Annotated in this window: 18 protein-coding genes, 1 pseudogene and 1 riboswitch; of the genes and pseudogenes, 14 read left to right on the top strand and 5 right to left on the bottom strand. The window is 40.1% G+C overall.

Annotated elements, in window-relative coordinates; translation table 11 throughout:
- Positions 1 to 33 precede the first annotated feature (33 nt).
- Together ACLR96_RS04240 and ACLR96_RS04235 are read right to left on the bottom strand one after the other, a co-directional pair.
- The gene (locus ACLR96_RS04240) at positions 34 to 540 is read right to left on the bottom strand and encodes a Gx transporter family protein (protein ID WP_243206877.1); all 507 of its coding nucleotides are present in this window, start codon (positions 538 to 540) and stop codon (positions 34 to 36) included.
- A 45-nt stretch (positions 541 to 585) separates the two neighbouring features.
- Positions 586 to 948 carry a NusG domain II-containing protein gene (locus ACLR96_RS04235; RefSeq protein WP_177267733.1) on the bottom strand — a complete coding sequence of 121 codons (363 nt, stop codon included), beginning with the start codon at positions 946 to 948 and terminating at the stop codon, positions 586 to 588.
- 21 nt (positions 949 to 969) lie between these two features.
- Here ACLR96_RS04235 and ACLR96_RS04230 point away from each other — a divergent pair, with 21 nt between their 5' ends.
- The 3 genes from ACLR96_RS04230 to ACLR96_RS04220 are packed head-to-tail and all read left to right on the top strand — an operon-like array spanning position 970 to position 5,644.
- A complete protein-coding gene (locus tag ACLR96_RS04230; protein ID WP_177267732.1) occupies positions 970 to 2,040 on the top strand; it encodes an FAD:protein FMN transferase in 1,071 nt (356 codons plus the stop codon).
- A gap of 3 nt (positions 2,041 to 2,043) precedes the next feature.
- Positions 2,044 to 2,994 carry a glycosyltransferase family 2 protein gene (locus tag ACLR96_RS04225; protein WP_412265238.1) on the top strand — a complete coding sequence of 317 codons (951 nt, stop codon included), beginning with the start codon at positions 2,044 to 2,046 and terminating at the stop codon, positions 2,992 to 2,994.
- Complete coding sequence (locus tag ACLR96_RS04220; RefSeq protein WP_177267731.1) at positions 2,984 to 5,644, top strand: YfhO family protein; 2,661 nt, start codon at positions 2,984 to 2,986, stop codon at positions 5,642 to 5,644. Before ACLR96_RS04225 ends, ACLR96_RS04220 begins: the two co-directional genes overlap by 11 nt.
- On the opposite strand, the gene ACLR96_RS04215 is transcribed toward ACLR96_RS04220, so the two are convergent.
- On the bottom strand, positions 5,556 to 6,944 hold the full coding sequence (locus ACLR96_RS04215) for a PLP-dependent aminotransferase family protein (protein WP_177267730.1): 1,389 nt from the start codon (positions 6,942 to 6,944) through the stop codon (positions 5,556 to 5,558). The genes ACLR96_RS04220 and ACLR96_RS04215 overlap by 89 nt on opposite strands.
- A gap of 113 nt (positions 6,945 to 7,057) precedes the next feature.
- Between ACLR96_RS04215 and ACLR96_RS04210 the strand changes: the two genes are divergently transcribed.
- The 6 genes from ACLR96_RS04210 to trmB all read left to right on the top strand — a co-directional run bounded on the left by ACLR96_RS04210 (position 7,058) and on the right by trmB (position 11,779).
- Entirely contained in the window at positions 7,058 to 7,621 is a 564-nt protein-coding gene (locus ACLR96_RS04210; RefSeq protein ID WP_177267729.1) for an ECF transporter S component, read from the top strand.
- A 229-nt stretch (positions 7,622 to 7,850) separates the two neighbouring features.
- Positions 7,851 to 8,663, top strand: a complete 813-nt coding sequence (gene aroD, locus ACLR96_RS04205; RefSeq protein ID WP_177267728.1) for a type I 3-dehydroquinate dehydratase — start codon at positions 7,851 to 7,853, stop codon at positions 8,661 to 8,663.
- Positions 8,664 to 9,497 carry an energy-coupling factor transporter ATPase gene (locus ACLR96_RS04200; protein ID WP_177267727.1) on the top strand — a complete coding sequence of 278 codons (834 nt, stop codon included), beginning with the start codon at positions 8,664 to 8,666 and terminating at the stop codon, positions 9,495 to 9,497. It abuts the gene before it with no gap.
- A complete protein-coding gene (locus tag ACLR96_RS04195) occupies positions 9,488 to 10,339 on the top strand; it encodes an energy-coupling factor transporter ATPase (protein ID WP_177267726.1) in 852 nt (283 codons plus the stop codon). Before ACLR96_RS04200 ends, ACLR96_RS04195 begins: the two co-directional genes overlap by 10 nt.
- Entirely contained in the window at positions 10,336 to 11,136 is an 801-nt protein-coding gene (locus ACLR96_RS04190; protein ID WP_177267725.1) for an energy-coupling factor transporter transmembrane component T family protein, read from the top strand. The genes ACLR96_RS04195 and ACLR96_RS04190 overlap by 4 nt, the downstream gene beginning before the upstream one ends.
- Positions 11,137 to 11,146: 10 nt before the next feature.
- Positions 11,147 to 11,779 (top strand): tRNA (guanosine(46)-N7)-methyltransferase TrmB, encoded by a 633-nt coding sequence (trmB, locus tag ACLR96_RS04185; RefSeq protein ID WP_177267724.1) that lies wholly within the window; start codon positions 11,147 to 11,149, stop codon positions 11,777 to 11,779.
- A gap of 99 nt (positions 11,780 to 11,878) precedes the next feature.
- Here trmB and thiC read toward each other — a convergent pair.
- Positions 11,879 to 13,185: pseudogene (thiC, locus tag ACLR96_RS04180) on the bottom strand (phosphomethylpyrimidine synthase ThiC).
- Positions 13,186 to 13,268: 83 nt separating this feature from the next.
- A riboswitch (TPP riboswitch) is annotated at positions 13,269 to 13,374 on the bottom strand.
- A gap of 101 nt (positions 13,375 to 13,475) precedes the next feature.
- Complete coding sequence (locus ACLR96_RS04175; protein WP_187524944.1) at positions 13,476 to 14,138, bottom strand: M23 family metallopeptidase; 663 nt, start codon at positions 14,136 to 14,138, stop codon at positions 13,476 to 13,478.
- A 153-nt stretch (positions 14,139 to 14,291) separates the two neighbouring features.
- Here ACLR96_RS04175 and ACLR96_RS04170 point away from each other — a divergent pair, with 153 nt between their 5' ends.
- The 5 genes from ACLR96_RS04170 (at position 14,292) to ACLR96_RS04150 (ending at position 19,222) form a co-directional block, all read left to right on the top strand.
- Positions 14,292 to 15,524, top strand: a complete 1,233-nt coding sequence (locus tag ACLR96_RS04170; RefSeq protein WP_177267721.1) for an aminotransferase class I/II-fold pyridoxal phosphate-dependent enzyme — start codon at positions 14,292 to 14,294, stop codon at positions 15,522 to 15,524.
- A gap of 218 nt (positions 15,525 to 15,742) precedes the next feature.
- Positions 15,743 to 16,018 (top strand): YdbC family protein, encoded by a 276-nt coding sequence (locus tag ACLR96_RS04165; RefSeq protein ID WP_177267720.1) that lies wholly within the window; start codon positions 15,743 to 15,745, stop codon positions 16,016 to 16,018.
- A 135-nt stretch (positions 16,019 to 16,153) separates the two neighbouring features.
- Complete coding sequence (locus ACLR96_RS04160; RefSeq protein ID WP_177267719.1) at positions 16,154 to 17,818, top strand: nucleoside kinase; 1,665 nt, start codon at positions 16,154 to 16,156, stop codon at positions 17,816 to 17,818.
- Positions 17,819 to 17,830: 12 nt separating this feature from the next.
- Positions 17,831 to 18,760 carry a PfkB family carbohydrate kinase gene (locus tag ACLR96_RS04155; RefSeq protein ID WP_177267718.1) on the top strand — a complete coding sequence of 310 codons (930 nt, stop codon included), beginning with the start codon at positions 17,831 to 17,833 and terminating at the stop codon, positions 18,758 to 18,760.
- Between the two features lie 45 nt (positions 18,761 to 18,805).
- Entirely contained in the window at positions 18,806 to 19,222 is a 417-nt protein-coding gene (locus ACLR96_RS04150; protein WP_177267717.1) for a GNAT family N-acetyltransferase, read from the top strand.
- Positions 19,223 to 19,927: the final 705 nt, after the last annotated feature.

The following is a 19,927-nucleotide window of genomic DNA, read 5'->3' as shown; positions in this document are numbered from 1 at the left end:
TGTCGGATTTTATTCTTTATTTGAAGAAAAACTTTATCGGAAGTCAATTGGGAGTTTTTTTAGTACAAGATACGCAAGTATGCCGATTACAGCTCCGCTAATAACTCCTGATATTATGAGAACAGGGAAATAGACAAAGACTTTAATGTTTGATACGAGAAAAGCTGCAGCAAAGAGCTGACCCAGATTATGTGCTACCCCTCCTGCCATTGAAACTCCGGTTACAGAGAATATACAGGTTTTTTTAAGGAGTATCATTATTAGCATACTGAGGAGTGCTCCTGCCAGAGAATAGAATGTTCCGAATAATCCTGAGAAAAGCAATCCTCCGATAAATATTCTGATAATATTTACCAGCAGGGCATATCCTGCTCCCAGTAAGTACAGAACTACGATTACAGCAAGATTGGCTATACCGAGCTTTATGCCGGGTATTGCCGGAGCAAAAGGGATCAGGACTTCAATATATGAGAATATTAAAGCCAGCGCAGCCAGAAGAGCCGTTGTGGTTATTTTTTTAGTTTTATTTGGTGTTTCCATTTTGTCTCTTTTTCTTTTCATCACGTTGGTTTGATATAGTATAATTTATCGTGCGATAGTATCGTATTGTCGAGTGTTTCCTGATATTTCAAGAAGTATTCTGTTGGGCAGACAGACGATAGTTTCTCCTGTATGTGATATAGCTTCCTGCTGTATGCAGTCCTGCCCTGGGCAGTCAGAAAAACTCATTGAAACAGTCCCCTTATTTATAATGACCTTATTGATATGTTCGCCGCAGTTTATGGTTATTTCTCTGTCTTTTTCAAGGGAATAAGAGCCGAATATTTCTCCGTCGCAGCTTATTTCAAGTGTGTTGCCGGCGGACTGTCCGAAAGAAAATATATATGATATGGCGAGGCCTGCTGCGATAAGTGTAGCAGCTAATATTATATCAGCCTTTTTAAACATAATCACCTCCGGAGGTATCAGATGAAATTAAGTGAAAAGAGTATTAAAACTAAAGGTAGACATACCCTTATCAGAATATTGGCAGCGATATTATCGATAGCTTTTGCAATTATAACACAGACAGGCTGCGGTAATAAAGAATTTTCAAAAAACGATTTTGTTTTGAATACCACATGCAGCATTACAATATCCGGTATGTCAGAAGATGAAGCGGAAGCTGTATTGACAGAGGCTTTTAAAGTATTAAGAGAATATGAGAGACTTTTGAGCAGGACTATAGAGGAAAGTGATATTTATAAAATAAACCACTCGGGCGGAACACCTGTGGAAGTTTCAGATGATACGGCAGAAGTTATACGACAGGGTATGATGATGGGGGATCTGTCAGAAGGAAAGTTTGATATTACAATAGGAAAACTTACTCAATTGTGGGGTTTTACAGGTGAGGATCCGAAGGTCCCTTCTGCAGAAAAGATATTTGAGATGATGGGATCCGTGGATTATAAAAAGGTAAAAATAGAAGGCAATACAGTGACACTCCTTGATCCTGATGCGGCGGTAGATCTGGGTGGTATAGCAAAAGGATATATTGCTGACAGGTTGGATGATCTGCTTCGGGAAAAAGGTGTAAACTCAGCTATGATAAATTTAGGAGGGAATGTGGTACTTATAGGAGAGAAACCTGACGGGAGTTTGTGGAATGTAGGCATACAGCGGCCTTACAGTGACAGAACTGCTGTGATAGGCTCTGTTAAGGCTGCGGATAGTACTCTTGTGACCTCCGGAACTTATGAAAGAAAGTTTGAAGAGGATGGAGTCATATATCATCATGTTCTTGATCCGGATACAGGATATCCTGTTGATACCGATTTAGAGTCTGTAACTATAAAGGCTAAAAGAGGAAATTCGTCGTTTTGTGATGGACTTTCCACCGTATGTCTCATGTTGGGGAAGGAAAAAGCCGAAAATCTTGTAGAAACATTACAGAATAAATATCCCGAAATGGCGTTGGAAGCGGCATTTATTGACAAAAATGACGATATGGTGCAAACTGATGGTATGAACATTCAGTTGGAAGATCAAGAGGAATGATATATGGAGAATATAGGGCTGAAAACAATAGATATAATAGTTCCCTGCTATAATGAAGGTGAGAATATCGACATGTTTTTTAATGAGACGCAGGGTGTGATATCTTCTATAACAGGGTATTCATTTCGATATATCTTTATAGACGACGGAAGCTGTGATGATACACTTGAAAAAATCAAGGGACTTGATAATCATGTGAAAATCAAATATATCTCTTTCAGCCGCAATTTCGGTAAGGAAGCGGCCATGTATGCAGGATTAAGAGCCTCACGAGGGGATTATGCTGTGATAATAGATGCGGATCTGCAGCATCCGCCGGGGCTCATGGCAGAAATGATAGAAACTATAGAAGAAACAGGCTGTGATAGTTGTGCTGCCAGAAGAGTTTCCAGAAAAGGCGAGCCTCGCCTCAGGAGCTTGTTTGCAAGAGCTTTTTACAGGATAATGAACAGATACAGTGATATTGAGATTTTGGATGGAGCTGTAGATTTCAGGATGATGAACAGAAAAATGGTCAGGGCTATCGTAAGTATGCCTGAGAATCAGAGATTTTCAAAGGGTATATTCGCATGGGTAGGCTTTGATACCAGATGGATAGAGTTCGAAAATGTGAAACGTATATCCGGTGAAAGTAAATGGTCTGTATGGAGCCTTACAAAATATGCTATAGACGGTTTCATAGATTTCGCAGCTTCCCCTCTTAAATTTGTCGGGGTTTTCGGGAGCGTGACTGCAATTGGCTCTGTTTTATATCTTGTGATAGAAATATTAAAGACTCTTATAATGGGAAAAGATATTCCGGGTTACGCATCGACTATCTGCCTTATTTTGTTTTTCGGAGGTTTGATAACGACAGTTTTAAGTGTTATGGGTGAATATATCGGCAGAATGTATATGGAAACAAAAGGAAGGCCTATATATATAGAAAAGGAAAGTAATATAGATGAAGATTAAAGGGTTTTTCGGTCGGAATAAATTAATAGTGGCGTCATTTTTTCTTCCTGTGCTACTGGTGGTTTTAGCACTTATAGTTACCGGGATATATCCTTTTGGTGATAATCAGATAGCTGTAATAGATATGTATCACCAGTATGTTCCATTCCTCAGCGAGCTTCAGTACAAGCTGCAGGAAGGCGGAAGTCTGTTTTATACGTGGCATGGCGCGGGAGGCAGTAATTTCTGGAATCTTATATCATATTACGGGGCAAGCCCTCTGAACCTCATATTGATATTTTTTCCTAAGAAAATGATAATGGAAGGGGTAACTGTTATCCTTCTTATAAAGATCGGACTTGCGGGTAGTTTTATGGCAATCTATCTGAGATATCTGAACAGGGTTCAAAGTTGGGCTGTGGTTGCTTTTGCTTCTATGTATGCTCTCTGTTCATATGTTATGGCATATTACTGGTGTATTATGTGGATTGATGCTGTAGTTCTTCTTCCGCTGTGCATATTAGGTCTGAATCGTCTTATTGACGAGGGAAAGGCCGTAATGTATACGCTATCCCTTGCCCTTGTTGTATTCACTAATTATTATATAGCCATTATGGTCTGCATTTTTATTCTGTTTTATTATCCGGTGTTGTATTTTACAAAAGTAAAATGGCAGGGAATAAAGAGCTGTGCAAAGACAACAGGCAAAGCTGTGGGGTTTTCTCTTCTGGCTGTCGCCATGGCTGCTGTCATGCTGCTCCCTACCTATATAAGTATGCAGAGCACTTATTATATTTCTTCTGATATGCCGGAAAATATAACATTTTATAATGATGCGCTCGATGTGATAAATCAGATGCTTCCTTACAGTGAAGTGACCTACAGAGAAGGCCTTCCTAATCTGTACTGCGGAATGCTTGTGGTCATATTAGTTGTATTTTACATCACGGGCAAAACTTTCAGAGTGAAAGAAAAATTGATAAATGTATCTTTTTTGTTATTTTTATTTCTGAGTCTCAATATAAATAAGCTGGACTTCATATGGCATGGTCTGCATTTTCCCAATCAACTGCCGTACAGATATACTTTTGTGATATGTTTTATTCTCATAAGTATGACTTACAAAGCATTTTATAAGCTGGATGAAGTGGCTGACAGGACAATATGGGTAGTGCTTGCCGCAGGAACTGCATACTATCTGATAGCGCAGAAGCTTCTTACAGAAAATATAGAGGATATGAATCTGTTTTTCTATGGCGGGATGGCATGGCTCATACTTTACTGTGCCGTTATGCTGCTGTATAAGAGAAAGCTCATAATGAAGGCGGCTTTTGTTATGCTTATAGTGGTTATCGCAGCATCTGAGATGATATCTTCCGTATGTACATCATTTGATATTGTGGGCAATACACAGAGATCTTCATATTTTGAGAATTATGAAGATGTTACTGATCTTATTGAAGGTAAAAAAAATGAATTCTCCAGAATGGAGATGGATTACAATTATATACTTAACTGCCCGGCTCTGTATCATTATAAAGGTCTTTCACAGTTTTCTTCTTCTATAAACTCTGATACGACAGAACTAATGGAAAAGATAGGTCTCGACGGAGAACCGGGAAAGAATCGTTTTAATTATAATCAGACGAATCCCGTCACTAATGCTATGCTCAATGTGAAATATTTGATAGCCAAAAATCTGCCTTTGGAAGACAATGATTTTACACAAATAGATAAAAAGGGGAATTCCTCTCTTTATCAGAGCAGATATCCGCTTTCGATAGGATATATGACAGGAACAGAGATAAGGACATGGGATACCGAAAGTGATAATCCTTTTGAAGTTTTGAATAGTTATGTGAAGTCAGCTACGTCAAATCAGTATGACACAGTATTTAATTCTGTAGAGCATTCTGAAGTGAAAACCAGTAATGCTGATGTGACTGTGAATGGAGATGGCAAAATAAGTGTTAGCAAACAGGAAAGCGGCAAGCCTGCTCAAGTTGTTATGAAATATAAATCAGAGGAAACACAGAAATATTATGTGTTTGTAGAAGCCACAAATGCAGAAGAGATAACTGTAACTAAAAACGGAGATGTCAATGATATCACAGATATAAGAAATGACTGCGGATCTATAGTAAATATAGGAACTGTTGAAGCAGGAGAGGTCTTTGAGATAACCATAAAATATGAAGAAAACAGGGACCCGGCAGATATAACCAGTTATGTGAATGTGTTAGATTATGATATATGGAATAAAGCCTATAGTGTTCTTTCTGAGAGTACTTTTGATGTGACCTCAAGTGGAGATACTTATATAAAGGGTACTGTGGATGCAGGAAAAGGCGGTGTATTTGTAACGTCAGTACCTTATGAACAAGGATGGTCTTTAAAAGTAGACGGCGTGAAACAGGAAATAAGGGATCTGACTGGCGGTGTATTTATCTCTGCTTCACTTGAACATGGAATCCATGAGATAGAGCTGAGCTTTAGACCGCCGGGGCTCATTGCGGGTGCAGTGATAAGTGTAGTATCCATGTTGTTCTTGATGTTTTTTGCTGTCATCAGAAGACAGAAGATCAAGAATCTGCACGCCACACTTTTATCAGATCAGTCAGAAGATGAGGAATTTCTTTTAACGGGATCTGATTGTAATAAAAAATTATAAGATCATCTTCGAGACTTGTTAATGGGATGCCGAATTTTTCGGCATCTTTTTTTAATTTTTCTATGTTTTTTTTCGAATTTATTTTCAGTATCACATTTATTCCTGATGAAGTATTTCCTACTTTAATAAAATCAGAGGCCTCTCTTTCGAATACATTAATAACTTCATCCAGTTTCTGAGAATATAATTTTCTCAGTTTTTTGATATGAGTCTGATAATTGCCTGTTTCCATGAAAAGAGCCAGTGTAAGCTGCTCAAGTTTGGAACATGTCTGGGAATAGTCCTTAGCCATTGAAGAAAACAGAGAGGCAAGCCGATCCGGAAGTACCATATAACTGATTTTTACAGCTGCAAATAATGTACTTGAGAATGATCCCAGATAAATTACATGCTGATTATTTTTCAGGCTTTTAAGTGCCGGTATAGGCTTTCCAAAATAGCGCAGTTCACTGTCATAATCATCTTCTATTATGTAGCTGTCGTTTTCCACTGACCAGTTAAGCAGCTCATATCTTCTGCCTATAGGCATAACAGCGCCTGTGAAAACATTGTTTGAAGGGCTTACATAAGCCGCAGTTCTTATATTTGTCGGAAGTTTTTCTATTATCAGACCTTTATCAGAGACGTTTACAGATGTTATTGCAAATCCCCGGTCTCTGAAAATATTTCGTACCGGTATGTATCCGGGATTTTCCAGAGCCACGTTTTCTATGTTTATTTTTCTGAGTAAAGTAGAAAGATGGTTGGTAATCTGTTGAGTGCCGGCTCCGATGATTATCTGATCCGGAGTGCAGGATACACCTCTGGAAATATAAAGATACTTTGATATTTCGGTGCGAAGAAACAGTTCCCCCTGAGGATCGCTTTCAAAGAAAAGGGTAGGAGAATATTCTGTTATGACTTTATTCATACATTTTTTCCATTTGTTAAAGTCAAAACAGTGTGGATCATATTTCAGGTTCTCGGGAAGTGGAATCGATGTCTTTCCGCACATAGAGGAATATGATGTCAATATTTTACTTTCAGCAGGAGCAGCTTTTTTTGAGTGAGGGAAAACGTTGGTCACATAGTAACCTGACTGAGCTTTACTGTAAATATAGCCTTCTACCAGAAGCTGGTTATAACATTGTTCGATGGTGGTTACGCTCAGACCGGTTGATCTTGACAGAGAGCGGAGGGACGGAAGCTTCTCACCTTCCATGATATTCCCCGTTAGGATGGCCTCTTTTATGTAATCATAGACTTGGAGATAGTAAGGTCTTTTTCTGCTTTCATCAAGCAGGGGAAGTATAGCTTTCATATAAAACTCCTAACTGTTACTATAAAAATAATTATTTTTGTATATTAATTTATATACAATTATCATGTATTATAGTATATGACAAACGAAATTATTTGAAAAGAGGTTTTATCATGGAAACAAAGTCCAATACATTCAGGATCGTACTCACAGCTCTCATGATGTGTCTTATCATGGTGGCAATATTGTTTATAAGAGTTCCTATCCCTTTCACTCAAGGGTATGTTCATCTTGGCGATGCCATGGTTTTTTTATCGGTACTTATACTGGGATGGAAATACGGAGCTTTGGCGTCAGCTCTTGGAGGCATGTTGGGTGATATTATAGGAGGCTTTGCGGCATGGGCGCCGTGGACATTTGCCATAAAGGGAATTATGGCGCTGATATTAGGTCTTATAGTAATGAAAGCTTTTGAGAATAATGATGTGAACGGGAAAAAGTTCATTGTTTTAGAGGTTATTGGCATGGTGATCGCCGGTCTATTCATGGCCGCCGCATATTATTTTGCTGAGGGAATAATGTATGGAAACTGGGTGAGCCCTTTGCTGGGAATCCCATGGAATATAGGACAGTTTGCCGTAGGAATGATATTGTCTGTAGTTATAGCTACTGCACTTTGTAAAACTCCTGCCAGGACATATTTTACATATTCACAAAAAACCGTCACAAAGAAATAGTATAATCAAAAAAAGTAAATAAGTACGAGTTGGAAAAACTCGTACTTTTTCTTATCATGTAGCAAACATCACATTATCAAGATAATGTGATAAAGAATAGGCTGAACTGGCTTTGTACCTTGCAGTGAATAAGTTTTTAGTCTTGTATTATTATGTCGCAAAGGCTTTTCAATGATTGTCAAAAATGATAAAATTAAAAGCAATTTGGGAAACTGAAAGGGAGATGGTTATGAATATACTGAAAATCAGAGAAATGGTATTAGAAGCAGGAAGACCTAAAATCGCGGTTCCCATAGTTTCCGCAGATCCTAAGGAAATAATCGCTGAATGTGAAAGCATCAGGCAGATGCCATGTCAGATTCTGGAATGGAGAGCGGACAAATATCTCGGAGCTATAGAGAACCTTGAAGCTGCCATGGAGCAGAAAGAGTTTTATCTTGACATAATAAAGATCCTTGATGATATTAATTTTATAGCGGCGGGAATGCCTATAATATTTACCGTTCGAAGCAAATCACAGGGCGGCGATGTGCAGATGGGTCAGGAACATATAGCGGAGATAAGAAGTCTGGCGGCTCAGTCGGGTCTGGTGGATTTTATAGATATAGAGTTTTTTACTGTCGGCAGCACTGTAGATGAAGTTCTTTTGAGAAAACAGATAGACGAGGTACATAAACATAGCTGTAAAGTCATTTTGTCCCATCATGATTTTCTGGAGATGCCTAATCCTTCAGAACTTGTGGGAATAGTAAAGAGAATGGCAAATATGGGTGCAGATATCTGTAAAGTAGCGGCCATGGCATCTTCAAAAGAAGATTCGAAAAATCTGCTGAAAGCTACAGCTTTTTTAAATAAAAACGATGTGGGACCTATGATTATGATAGCTATGGGAGAGCACGGAAAACCAGCTAGGGTATCGGCAGGAAAATATGGTTCATGTATTACTTTTGCTTCCGGGAAGCAGGAATCAGCCCCCGGACAAGTAGATGTATATACTATGAAAAAATGGCTGGATGATTACTACGGAGGAGAGGAAGGCTGAATGCAGGATTTTATCAGAATAGAAAATCTGGTATTTGAATATGTAAAAGGTGAAGACAACACATCGGTAAGAGCGATAGATGATGTCAGTTTTGTGGTAGAAAAAGGAAGCTTTACTGCTGTGATTGGACAGAATGGGTCAGGAAAATCAACTCTTGCCAAGAATATAAACGGACTTCTTACACCTACGTCCGGTAAAGTTGTGGTAGATGGACTCGATACTTCTGATCATGATAATATATGGAATATACGTCAGAGGGTTGCTATGGTATTCCAGAATCCGGATAATCAGATAGTCTCTTCCATAGTTGAAGATGATGTGGCTTTTGGTCCGGAAAACTTAGGAGTGGATCCGGTGGAGATAAGAAGGCGTGTTGATGAAGCTCTTGTCGGTGTGGAGATGTATGATTTCAGAAAAAAAGCTCCTCATATGCTGTCGGGAGGGCAGAAACAGCGTATAGCTATTGCGGGTGCTGTAGCTATGGAGCCTGAATGTATAGTCTTTGATGAGCCGACGGCAATGTTGGACCCGAGAGGACGCAGTGAGGTTCTTTCGGTGATCAGAAAACTGAACAGAAGAGGCATTACAGTGTTGCTGATAACTCATTTCATGGACGAAGCGGCCCAGGCCGATAAAATCATAGTTATGGATAAAGGCCTGAAAAAAATAGAAGGAGCCCCAGCGGAGGTATTCAGAAAAGCAGATGAACTTAAAGCTTTGAGTCTTGACGTTCCTCCGGCGGTGGATTTGGCGCTGAAACTCAGAGAGAGAAATATAGATATTCCGGAAGGCATCTTGACGATAGATGATATGGTGGACTGCTTATGTCGATAGAAGTAAAAGGATTGACTCATATATACAGTGAGGGGCTGCCGCATGAATCGGTGGCGCTGGAAGATGTGAATTTCAAAGCGGAGGATGGGCAGCTTGTTGGAATAATAGGTCATACCGGATCTGGGAAGTCTACTCTGGTGCAGCATTTAAACGGTCTTTTAAAGCCGAAGACGGGATCGATCATAATTGGAGATACTGATATCACAGCAGACGGCGTTATTATGAGAGATATACGACGTAAAATAGGTCTGGTATTTCAGTATCCCGAATATCAGCTTTTTGAAGAAACAGTGGCCAAAGATGTGGCTTTTGGGCCTAATAATCTGGGACTGTCCCAGGAAGAGACTGATGAGAGAGTGAAAGAAGCTATCGAACTGGTGGGACTGGATTATGATAAAGTGAAAAATGTATCCCCTTTTGATTTATCCGGAGGCCAAAAGAGGCGTGTGGCAATAGCAGGAGTTATAGCAATGAAGCCCGAGATATTGATACTGGATGAACCTACAGCAGGTCTGAATCCGAGGGCTCATGCGGATATACTTAATATGGTGAAAAATATACATGAGACGGAACGAAATATAATATTTCTTGTTTCACATAACATGAATGATATAGCCAGAATGTCCGATAAAGTAATCGTAATGGATTGCGGGAAGGTCGCTATGGAAGGACCCCCGGCGGAAGTTTTCCTGCGGGAAAACGAGCTTAGGAATATGGGGCTGGCGCTTCCTGATTCTATGGAAATCACCATGAGGCTGAAAAGAGCCGGAATGGATATAAATTCGGTATGCCTTACTATGGACGAGGCTGCAGATGAAATAGCAAAGGTTTTAAAAAAATGATAAGAGATATAACCCTTGGACAATATTATCCCGGAAACTCGTATGTACATAAACTGGATCCGAGAGTAAAGATAATGGCGACACTTCTTTATATCGTATCCCTTTTTGTAGTAGATGATTTTCTGGGATTTGCAGTTGCTTTCGTGGGACTTGCTGTGGTGATTGCAGTATCAAAAGTTCCTCTGAAATTTATTTTGCGGGGTCTCAAACCCGTATTTTTGATAATATCTTTTACTTTTATCATCAATATGTTTATGATAAAAGGCGAGGTGTTGGTTTCCTTAGGGTTTCTGACTATAACGCGGGAGGGATTGAGGACTGCTGTATTTATGGCTGTCAGGCTGGTGCTTCTGATAATAGGATCTTCTCTTCTCACCCTTACAACTAAGCCCATAAGTCTTACTGATGGTATAGAAGCACTTCTTTCACCCTTCAAAAAAATAGGACTTCCTGCTCATGAGTTGGCGATGATGATGACTATAGCGCTTAGGTTTATACCTACTCTGCTGGAAGAGACCGATAAAATAATGAAGGCGCAGCAGGCGAGGGGAGCTGACTTTGAAAGCGGCAATATAATAAGAAGGGCCAAGGCTCTTGTGCCTATACTGGTACCGTTATTCATAAGTGCTTTCAGGATAGCTCAGGATCTGGCAATGGCTATGGAGGCAAGATGTTACGGCGGAGATATCAAAAGAACACGTATGAACGGCATGAAGCTGAGAAGCGGAGACTTTGTCGCATCGGCAATATTTATCGTGTTTATCGGACTTATAATTTTGGAAAGGATAATGCTTTAAAGGAACGGCAATGAGACAGAGAAAAGCCAAAGATCTTGATAAAAGACTGCAAGAGTGCAGTATGTATATGATAGAAAAACCGAGTGGCGGCAGTAAGAATTATTTTGCAGGCGACAGACCGCTTTTTCTGGAAATCGGCTGCGGCAAAGGTCAGTTTATATTGAAGAAAGCCATGGAACATCCCGATTCGGATTTTATTGCCATAGAAGGACAGGAAACGGTGATATTGCGGGCGCTTGAAAAAGCGGCCGGGCAGGAAAATGTATCAAATCTTAAATTCATGTTGACATTCGTTCACAGTATGGATGAGTTTTTTGATGAAGGACAACTGTCGGGAATATATCTGAATTTCAGTGATCCGTGGCCAAAGGCGAGGCATGCTAAAAGAAGGCTTACTCACAGAGATCGTCTTAAAGATTACGGATGGGCTCTTAAAAAAGGAGGTTTCATAGAGTTTAAGACGGACAATGATGATTTATACGACTTTACCCTTGAGGAAATAGACTCTGCAGGGTATGAAATAGCGGAACAGACCCGTGATCTCCACAGCAGTGAATACCCATCAAAAGATATTACCACGGAATATGAGGACAAGTTTAGCGGCAGAGGAAAGAATATAAATTACGTAAAAATAATAGTATAATTTAGGGATTATGAATTGAAGATTTTTTATCCCCTTTAAAGATTGAAAGACAGTGGATTCGGTAAAGAATTCACTGTCTTTTCAATTTTAGAATAATACTTAAAGAATATCTATGTATTCTCCTGACAGTGCTTTATTCATACTTCGTACAGCGCAGAATTTGCCGCACATACTACATGTATCACTGTGATCTTCTTCAGGGCTTCTGCTGTCACGTATTGCTTTGGCCTTTTCAGGATCCAGCGCACATCTAAACTGCTCGTCCCAGTCAAGGTTTCTTCTGGCATCACTCATGCGGTCATCTATATCTCTTGCTCCCTGGATTCCCTTTGCGATGTCAGCTGCATGAGCGGCTATCTTTGAGGCTATGATTCCTTCTCTTACATCATCAACATCAGGCAGAGCCAGATGTTCTGCAGGAGTAACATAACATAAAAATGCTGCCCCGTTCATTGCTGCGACAGCGCCTCCTATGGCAGCTGTTATATGATCATGTCCCATTGCTATATCGGTAACTAATGGTCCCAGAACATAGAAAGGTGCTCCCATGCAGATGGTTTGCTGGATTTTCATATTGGCGGCAATCTGGTCGAGCGGAACATGACCCGGGCCTTCCACCATTACCTGCACGTTATGATCCCATGCACGTTTTGTAAGCTCTCCGAGACGGACAAGCTCTTCTATCTGGCATACGTCAGTGGCATCGGCAAGACATCCGGGACGGCAGGCATCTCCCAGAGAAATGGTCATGTACTTTTCCACATATATCAAGTTTCATCGTAGTATTTGTAGAATGGATTTTCTTCACCCGTCATAGACATCCATGCAAATACCAGACTTCCGCCTCTGCTTACAATGTTTGTTTTTCTTTTGTGTGTTCTGATCTGATCAATGGTTTTTCTGGTGATGCCGCAGTGAAGAGTAACAAAGTCCACACCATCTTCTGCGTGAAGCCGAATGACATCTATAAAATCCTTTGCTGTAAGAGTGGAAAGATCCCTCTGATAGTGGATAACGCTGTCATATACCGGGACAGTTCCTATCATCACCGGGCATTCAGAAGTAAGTCTTTGTCTAAATGGCTGAGTATTTCCGTGGCTTGACAGATCCATGATGGCTTCAGCTCCCATATCTACAGCTTTCATAACTTTTTGCATTTCTATGTCATAATCCTTACAGTCACGTGAGACGCCGAGGTTTACATTTATTTTTGTTCTCAGCATGCTGCCTATTCCTTCAGGATCAAGGCATTTATGATTTTTGTTGGCACATATTACTGCTTTTCCCTCGGAAACCAGTCCACGAAGTTTATCTACCGGCATGTTTTCCTTTTTTGCAACTGTCTCCATCTGCGGAGTCAATATTCCTTTTCTTGCGGCATCCATTTGCGTTGTATAATTCATCACTACCTCCTATTGGCTCTGTGGATAGAAAAAAAGTGTATATACCTGAGGTACATACACTTTTGTAATAAACATATCTAAATATGCAAAATACATATCAATATTCCTACGTTGGCATTATCCACATCAGGTTCATGGGTCGAAGCTTTTGCTTCCTCTCAGCCTGTCTCACAAGCTCCCCATATTAAGTTTATGTGTTAATTATAGCCTTATTACAGTGTTTGTCAAGGTTCTGGTGAAAACAAAACCCGGCAGAGTATTTTCCTCGGGCCGGGTTATGATCTGTAGTCCGGTTACAGTCCTTTTATATAATCTCTGGGATCTGTGGGTTCTCCGCCTTTGCGCATTTCAAAATGAAGATGTTCCTCCTCTTCAAATTCGAATAGTGATGTCTGTCCCACCTGACCGATGGGATCTCCTTTGGAAACTATTTCGCCCAGCTCTATAAGGCCTTTTTTGGCCAGATTTCCGTATACGGACAAAGTATCGTTTCCGTGATTTATCTCAACTATGATACCCAGCTTGTCATCTTCTTCTATTCTTGTGACTGTTCCGCCGGCGCAGGCGTTTACGGCGGTTCCCACAGGGGCCGCAATATCAAGTCCGCTGTGGGTCATGTATTGGTCAAGGGTTTTTTGATATATAGGCATATCCATGGAAAAGTCCATGATAATATCGCCTGTAATGGGAACAATATATTCTGTGTCTGTTGAAGAGTCGCTGTTGTTGCCGTCGGCTGCGGAATTATCCCGACTGTCTACGATATTGGTATTCGTTTCCTCATTTTCATCAACGGCTTTTTCTTTTACAACGTCTGCCGCTTTATTACTCTGCATATTGTCTTTTATCTTGTCGATGTTTGCCTTTACGACGAAAACGGAAACGAGTGCCATCAGACAAAAGCACAGAACTAAAGCTATGGCCGGTTTGTCTTTTTGCTTTCTATCCTGTCTCATGTACGTCTCACCTCCTATAAACGTAGTATCGACAGATAAAGGAAAATTAATACTGCTAATTACTTGTAATTATGATATAATGAGCCCATATGTTTTTAGCGGCTCCGCAAGGGCAAACAGTTTGAAATTTTGGAATAACAGAGGTGATTTAACGTGTCAGAATATATTTTGGCCAGAAAGAACGAAAGGAATATACCGTTAGAGGATAAAATTTTCGGTATAAGTAACAGAGCAAAAAAAATGATTGCCGAAAAAGGCGCAGATAAAGTTATAAATGCTACTATAGGATCTCTTCTTGACGATGAGGGCAATCTGATAGTGCTGTCATCGGTAGATAAAGTGTTTAGAGATATGGATCCTGCCGATTATGCTGATTATGCGCCTATAGGCGGAATTCCTGCATTCAGGGAAGCGGTTAAAAAGGCAGCGTTTGGATCTTTTCAGCCAAAGAGTTTTACTGAGGCGGTGGCAACTCCGGGGGGTACAGGAGCGCTTAGAAACGTTATGGCCAATTATTCAGAACCGGGAGATAAAATAATAACTTCGGACTGGCATTGGGCTCCGTATAATACTATTGCCGGAGAAATAGGAAGAAGTATCGAGACTTTTTCACTTTTTACAGATGACAGGAAGTTCAATTATGAGTCTTTGAAAGAGACTGCTGTAAGACTTCTTGAGGATCAGGAAAGCCTTGTAATTATACTTAATACGCCGGCACATAATCCGACGGGTTATTCTCTTACCCCTGAAGACTGGGATAAGGTGGTGGGAGTTTTGACCGAGACCGCTCAGAGGGGCAAAGCTATAGCGCTTGTGATAGATGCCGCATATATAGATTTTGCAGGCGATGAAGAGGAATACAGAAAATTTTTGCCTAAGCTGGAAAAGCTTCCGGAAAATGTTCTTCCGATAATAGCATACAGTCTTTCCAAGACATACACTCTTTATGGTACCAGATGCGGAGCGATGATCTGCATGGCAGCAACCAAGGATATCTCTGATGAATTCAGGCGTGTCTGTGAGTATTCTTCAAGAGGTTCATGGTCCAACAGTGCTAAAGTGGCTCAGGTGATACTTTCCAGAATATACAGCGATGAAAGTCTTCTGCGGAAAGTAAACGAAGAAAGAGCTTATTACAGAAATATGCTTTTGGACAGAGGGAGAGCTTTTGAGGAGGAGGCTGCAAAAGTTGATTTGGAAACAGTGCCTTTTGATGCGGGTTTTTTCGTATCCATTCCGTGTGATAATCCTGACGAGATAAGTGCTAAGCTGGAAAAACAAGGGCTGTTTATAGTTCCTTTGGCAAAGGGGCTAAGGGTTTCTGTTGCATCTATTTCAGAAGAAAAGTGCAGAAGGATACCGGCCATGATAAAAGCGGCAATGTAAAAATATAATTATATGGCGGCAGGAAAGTTTTTAAACATTTTCCTGCCATATTTTATTGGATGTTATTGACATAAATTTACATTTATGTTATATTTTATAACATAAATATTGTTTTACATAATATAAGTCTGCTAATGAAAAAACATTTAAGCTGACTTAGCTGAAAAACAAAAGGGAAGTCTTAAGTATTGGGTTTTTTAAACAAAAGGAGAATGGTAATGAGTGGGAATGATTTTAACAGGGAGATATTTTTTGATATCGTTGAGAAGATAGGGGTGATTGCATCGTATTCAACCGGATGGAATAAGGAGTTGAATCTGGTAAGTTGGAATGGCTCAGCTCCCAAATATGATATAAGAGACTGGGCCCCTGATCACAGTCATATGTCCAGAGGTGTGACTCTTCACGAAAAAGAAATGAGATTGATGTTTGATTTGCTCCGTCATCGCGGGAAAGCAAATGATGTCGGAAACGAAGAATCTTCTGAAGATTAATCTGAGTTGCTGTAAATAACAGAAACAGGTCGGATAAAAGCAGTGTACAGTCCTGTGGTTTTTCTTTGGTGCATATGATATACTACTAGATATATTTTGTGTCACAAATGATGTCGGGCATCAAAGGGGTAATATATGAGAATTATGTTAAAGACGATATCCAGTGAGGGCTATCGGGAGATAACAAAGGCAGAACCTGTTGTATTGGAAGATCTGGTTCGTGAATTCAAATCTGTGCTGCCGTACACGGTTCTTTTAGCCAGAGTAAACGGTAAATATGAAGAACTTACATTTAATGTACAAAAAGATTCTTATATTGAATTTTTGGATATAAGGAATCACAGTGCTGATCTGGCATATCAGAACAGCCTGTCTCTTATGTATCTTAAAGCGGTGAGGGATGTGATGGGAGATGTTCCTGTAAAGATTGAGAACTCTTTGAATAAGGGCCTGTATACGGAGATCGAAGTTAAACCGTCCATAACAGAAGAACAGGTAAAAGATATTGAAAAGAGAATGAGACAGCTTGCAGAAGAGGATATCCCCATAATAAGAGAAGTATACGACCGCAAGCAGGCTATAGAACTGTGGGAAAAATATAATTATCTTGAGAAAGCCAGACTTCTTAGGGAATCTACAGATATCAGAAAAGCTAAATTTTATAGTATACAGGGGTATAGAAACTTTTTTTACGGACTTATGGTGCCATCTACAAGATATATCAGTATTTTTCAACTGATAAAGTATGGAAGAGGTGTGCTGCTTAGATTTCCGCAGCCTTCAGAGCCTGACAAAGTACCTGCTTTTGTGGATGACAAAAACATATACAGGGCTTTTGCCGAATCAAAAAAGTGGCATCGGCTTCTGGGACTGTCTTATGTGCCGGATCTCAATGACAGTATAAAGGGCGGTAAGGCTAAGGATCTGATATTATTGTCAGAAGCTCTTCATGAAAAAAAGATTGCCGAGATAGCAGATATGATTACAAAAGAGAAAAAACGTATGATTCTGATAGCAGGGCCATCTTCTTCGGGCAAAACCACTTTTGCTAAGCGTCTTTGTGTGCAGCTCAGGGTTAATGGATTGGATCCGCTGTACATGGGGACTGATGATTATTATCTGGAGAGGCATGATTCTCCGGTAGATGATGATGGGCAATATAATTTTGAGAATCTTGATGCGCTTGATATAAACTTGTTCAATGACAATATGAACAGATTGCTGTCCGGAGAGACGGTGGATCTTCCTGAATTTGATTTTATGACAGGCACTAAGGTTTTCGGAAGAAGGATAACTTCCATCGGTCGCCATCAGCCTATCATAATAGAGGGAATACACGGACTGAATGACAAACTTACAGAACGTATAGCTGACAGAGAAAAATTTAAGATATATATAAGTCCATTTACTCAGCTCAATATAGACAGGCATAACAGAGTTACAACGACGGATGGCAGGATGATAAGGAGAATAGTCAGAGATTATGAATTCAGAAACAGCTCTGCGGCGGAAACCATCGCTCAATGGCCAAAGGTAAGAGCAGGCGAGGATAAGAATATATTTCCTTACAGTATAAAAGCAGATGTTACCTTTAATTCTGCTCTGGCATATGAGCTGTCAGTTCTGAGGAAATATGCGGTACCTATTTTGAAAGAAGTAAGAAGAGAACAGCATGAATATGCAGAAGCTGTGAGACTGCTTAAATTTATTGAGTTTTTTGATGCTGTAGAAGATGAGCGGGCGATACCAAATAATTCGATTATAAGAGAGTTTATAGGCGGCAGTATTTTTGTAGAGTAAAGGAGTTTTAGAATGATTGCAGTAATAGGATGTGCCAAGGAAACGGTAAGGGTAAAAATGAGAATGCCAAGAGAAGGAAGCAGCCATATAGGTATGGGAGAGTCAGGATTTGGATCTAAGGCCAGCTGGGATGAAGAAGATGATGATATAAAAGCAAAGAACAGCGGCAGTGCTTTTAATATTGCCGTGAATTTGGCTTCATGGGGATATGATACGGAATTTATTTCGGCCGTGGGGGATGATACAGTTGGTATGGCAGTGAAAGCTGAGCTGGAATCGGCGGGAGTAGGTACCGATGGCCTCAAGATTTTTCCCGGCAGTACAGCTATAGATGTAGAATTTTTTAATATATTGGGAGATATAGAGATGTTTAGGAGTAATCGGGCTGTGCTTAAAAACATCACTCCTGAATTGTTGAAGGAAAAGGAAGAGATACTTGAAAGTGCTGAGATAATAGTAATAGATGGAACTATTCCGCAGGAATCCATTGAGTATATGTCGAAAAAATATGGAAACGACAGTGGGAAGAAGTTGTTTTTCGATCCTTCGGATCTGCCGGGCAGTATAAAGGCGGCAGAGGCTGTTTCCGGATTTTACTGCGTAATGCCTGGGAGAATGGAAGCAGAGGCTATGACCGGCGAAACTGTTCTCAGCGAGGAACAGCTTTCGGAGGCAGGAGAATTTTTCAGTAAAGCCGGGGTTCATAAAGTTATTATAACGATAAAGGGTGGAGGTCTTTATTATAAAGAGGGCTCTTGTGAAGGAATATTGAGACCGGAGCGTATGATAACTTTTGGAAGCACTTCGGGAGCCGGAGATATAGTTTCGGCGGCGGTGGCAGCAGGAACGGTTGATGGAGAAAGTATAGATAAAATAGCTGGACGTGCTATGGATAAAGCGGCTGAGTTTCTTGCTGATGTGAAAGATGAGAAACTGAGTTAACAATATACAGACTTGAATATTTTGCAGAAAGACAGGTAGACAGAGATGATAAGATATATAAACTTTATATCGGTGAGTGAATACAATAAATTAAGAGAATCGGTAGGATGGAGGCAGATTGACCGTCAAAGGGCGGAAAAGGGTCTTGATAATTCTTATTATACTATTGCTGCCTATGACGAAGAACGAGCCGTGGGATTTGCAAGAGTTATAGGTGACGGAGGATATATGTATTTGATTGCAGATGTTATGGTGGATCCTCAGTATCAGGGGCAGGGAATCGGAAAAGCGATTTTGGGATATATTAATGAATGGCTTGACAGTCTGGCTCAGGGTGATCTTTTTGTTATGGTAAATCTAATGTCAACAAAAGGAAATGAGGGTTTTTATGAGAAATCCGGATTTGTGAGAAGACCTAATGATGAAATGGGAGCCGGAATGGTGAGGTGGATAAATACTTGAATTTTGGCGTTCCGAATAAATCTATGTAAGGGAGATCTTTTTTATTGTCATTAAAAGTAATAGGGAAGCGCCTGATGTAGAAGAGCATGATGGTAAGCTGACGAGGACTGCAAAATGGAGTATTCGTCTTCTTTTGATGGTCTAAGTGGATTACCTGCACAAATAGGATCATAGATGTGGGAAATGGCATATGGTGTGTTAGATACAAGGGAACAGAAACAAAAAAGCTGGGGCTGCAGTAAAAGTTGAAGTCAGAGGCCCTTTATATAAAGGCGGGAATTGTACTTATGCGGAGCGGCGGAGAAAAAGGACGGAAACGCCGAAAGGGGAGATATCGGCAATATGTTTTTCTGGGCGGTATGGCTTATGCGGCGGGAATGACCGATACAGCGGGCTATAATAAAAAAGAATGTTTAATTGAAGTTATTTTATTAAACGGAAAATACTAAAAGAATCGAAATTGCTTGTAAAAGCCGGTTTCGGTTCTTTTTGTTTTGAAATTATCATAATCATTTTGCAATGGTTTGGTTTCAGATGAAAGCTGTTTTCAGTTTTTTAGCAGTGAATTACTGGTATTGGGGGGGCAATATCGGGATATTGTACAGAAAAAATTCTACGCAGTATTTATTGATATAGAATTTTAAAAAAATATTGCAAAATATATAAGGGGGGGGGTATACTTCTTAAAGAGACTATCTTTTTGGG

Origin of the sequence: Lentihominibacter sp., assembly GCF_046951855.1 — a bacterium.
GTDB lineage: Bacteria > Bacillota > Clostridia > Peptostreptococcales > Anaerovoracaceae > Lentihominibacter > Lentihominibacter hominis.
This window is presented reverse-complemented; position numbering and strand designations above follow the sequence as displayed.

Coding starts and splice junctions, on each gene's coding strand:
- ACLR96_RS04240 (WP_243206877.1), bottom strand. CDS start 540: ATGGAAACACCAAATAAAACTAAAAAAATAACCACAACGGCTCTTCTG.
- ACLR96_RS04235 (WP_177267733.1), bottom strand. CDS start 948: ATGTTTAAAAAGGCTGATATAATATTAGCTGCTACACTTATCGCAGCA.
- ACLR96_RS04230 (WP_177267732.1), top strand. CDS start 970: ATGAAATTAAGTGAAAAGAGTATTAAAACTAAAGGTAGACATACCCTT.
- ACLR96_RS04225 (WP_412265238.1), top strand. CDS start 2,044: ATGGAGAATATAGGGCTGAAAACAATAGATATAATAGTTCCCTGCTAT.
- ACLR96_RS04220 (WP_177267731.1), top strand. CDS start 2,984: ATGAAGATTAAAGGGTTTTTCGGTCGGAATAAATTAATAGTGGCGTCA.
- ACLR96_RS04215 (WP_177267730.1), bottom strand. CDS start 6,944: ATGAAAGCTATACTTCCCCTGCTTGATGAAAGCAGAAAAAGACCTTAC.
- ACLR96_RS04210 (WP_177267729.1), top strand. CDS start 7,058: ATGGAAACAAAGTCCAATACATTCAGGATCGTACTCACAGCTCTCATG.
- aroD (WP_177267728.1), top strand. CDS start 7,851: ATGAATATACTGAAAATCAGAGAAATGGTATTAGAAGCAGGAAGACCT.
- ACLR96_RS04200 (WP_177267727.1), top strand. CDS start 8,664: ATGCAGGATTTTATCAGAATAGAAAATCTGGTATTTGAATATGTAAAA.
- ACLR96_RS04195 (WP_177267726.1), top strand. CDS start 9,488: ATGTCGATAGAAGTAAAAGGATTGACTCATATATACAGTGAGGGGCTG.
- ACLR96_RS04190 (WP_177267725.1), top strand. CDS start 10,336: ATGATAAGAGATATAACCCTTGGACAATATTATCCCGGAAACTCGTAT.
- trmB (WP_177267724.1), top strand. CDS start 11,147: ATGAGACAGAGAAAAGCCAAAGATCTTGATAAAAGACTGCAAGAGTGC.
- ACLR96_RS04175 (WP_187524944.1), bottom strand. CDS start 14,138: ATGAGACAGGATAGAAAGCAAAAAGACAAACCGGCCATAGCTTTAGTT.
- ACLR96_RS04165 (WP_177267720.1), top strand. CDS start 15,743: ATGAGTGGGAATGATTTTAACAGGGAGATATTTTTTGATATCGTTGAG.
- ACLR96_RS04160 (WP_177267719.1), top strand. CDS start 16,154: ATGAGAATTATGTTAAAGACGATATCCAGTGAGGGCTATCGGGAGATA.
- ACLR96_RS04155 (WP_177267718.1), top strand. CDS start 17,831: ATGATTGCAGTAATAGGATGTGCCAAGGAAACGGTAAGGGTAAAAATG.
- ACLR96_RS04150 (WP_177267717.1), top strand. CDS start 18,806: ATGATAAGATATATAAACTTTATATCGGTGAGTGAATACAATAAATTA.